Annotated in this window: 1 protein-coding gene and 1 pseudogene; both read right to left on the bottom strand. The window is 71.6% G+C overall.

Translation table 11 applies throughout. From position 1 onward, the window contains the following. Positions 1-1,085 (bottom strand): DEAD/DEAH box helicase (locus ACIY1X_RS24950; RefSeq protein WP_399685974.1); only part of this gene is annotated, 1,085 nt, incomplete at its 3' end. Further along, a pseudogene (locus ACIY1X_RS24945) lies at positions 1,082-1,558 on the bottom strand (ATP-dependent DNA ligase); the annotation flags it as partial. The pseudogene ACIY1X_RS24945 and the gene ACIY1X_RS24950, both read right to left, overlap by 4 nt.

Here is a 1,558-nt window from a genome sequence, read left to right as displayed (position 1 = left end):
CTGTGCGTGGGCACGAGGGTCACGCGCGAGGGCCGGCCCGGCGCATGGCCCGAGCGGCCGGCGCGCTGCAGCAGCCGTGCCACGCCCTTGGGCGAGCCGATCTGCAGCACGCGCTCGACCGGCAGGAAGTCCACGCCCAGGTCCAGGCTCGACGTGCACACGACCGCCTTGAGCTGTCCGTTCTTCAGCCCCAGCTCGACCCACTCGCGCACCGCCTTGTCGAGCGAGCCGTGGTGCAGCGCGACGACGCCGGCCCACTCGGGCTTCGCGTCCAGCAGCGCCTGGTACCAGAGCTCCGCCTGCGAGCGGGTGTTGGTGAAGACCAGCGTGGTGCTGCTGGCCTCGATCTCGGCCACCACCTGCGGCAGCATGGTGATGCCGAGGTGCCCGCCCCAGGGGAAGCGCTCGGCGCGGCCCGGCAGCAGCGAATCGACGACCAGCTTCTTGGGCACCTGGCCCTGCACCAGCGTGCCCTGCGCGCCCGGCCCCAGCAGCGTGTGCATCGCCTCGTGCAGGTTGCCCAGCGTGGCCGACATGCCCCAGGTGAGCACCGCGGGATTCCAGCCGCGCAGCCGCGCCAGCGCCAGCTGCACCTGCACGCCGCGCTTGTTGCCCAGCAGCTCGTGCCATTCGTCGACCACCACCAGCTTCAGGTGCCGGAAGATCTCGCGCGCATCGGCGCGGGCCAGCATCAGCGACAGGCTTTCGGGCGTGGTGACGAGCACGGTGGGCAGGCGCTTGTCCTGCGCGGCGCGTTCGCCCGAGGGCGTGTCGCCGCTGCGCGCGCCGGCGGACCACTGCGGCGCGAGGGTTTCGAGCGGCTCCTTCAGCGCACGCAGCGTATCGGCTGCGAGCGCACGCATGGGGGTGAGCCACAGCACGGTGAGCGGTGGCGGCCTGCCGCCCTCGGACGCCGCGGCGAAGGCTTGCAGCGCCCCGAGCCACACCGCATAGGTCTTGCCGGCACCCGTGGTCGCATGCAGCAGGCCGCTTTCACCCTTTCCGATGGCTCGCCACACCTCGCGCTGGAAGGCGAAGGGCTTCCAGGTGCGGGCGGTGAACCAGTCCACAAGCGGGCGCTTCATGGCGGCAGCAGCGCCTCCAGCGTCTGCAGCGTGTCCGCCTCCTCCACCGGCTTGTCCTCGCGCCAGCGCAGCATGCGAGGAAAACGCACGGCGACGCCGCTCTTGTGGCGGGTGCTGCGGGCGATGCCCTCGAAGCCGAGTTCGAAGACGAGCGTGGGCTTCACGGAGCGCACCGGGCCGAAGCTCTCGACGGTGGTCTTGCGGATGACGGCGTCGACGCGCGCCATCTCGGCGTCGGTGAGGCCGGAGTAGGCCTTGGCGAAGGGCACCAGCTTGCGATCGGCGCTGCCGGGCGGGCCGCCCCACACGGCGAAGGTGTAGTCGGTGTAGAGGCTGGCGCGCCGGCCGTGGCCGCGCTGCGCGTAGACCAGCACGGCATCGATGCTGAGCGGGTCGATCTTCCACTTCCACCACACGCCCACGTCCTTGGTGCGGCCGACGCCGTACTGCGCGTCGCGGCGCTTGAGCATCAT

The sequence above is a fragment of the Xenophilus sp. genome, assembly GCF_044462705.1.
In the GTDB taxonomy this organism is placed as follows: domain Bacteria; phylum Pseudomonadota; class Gammaproteobacteria; order Burkholderiales; family Burkholderiaceae_C; genus Xenophilus; species Xenophilus azovorans.
This window is presented reverse-complemented; position numbering and strand designations above follow the sequence as displayed.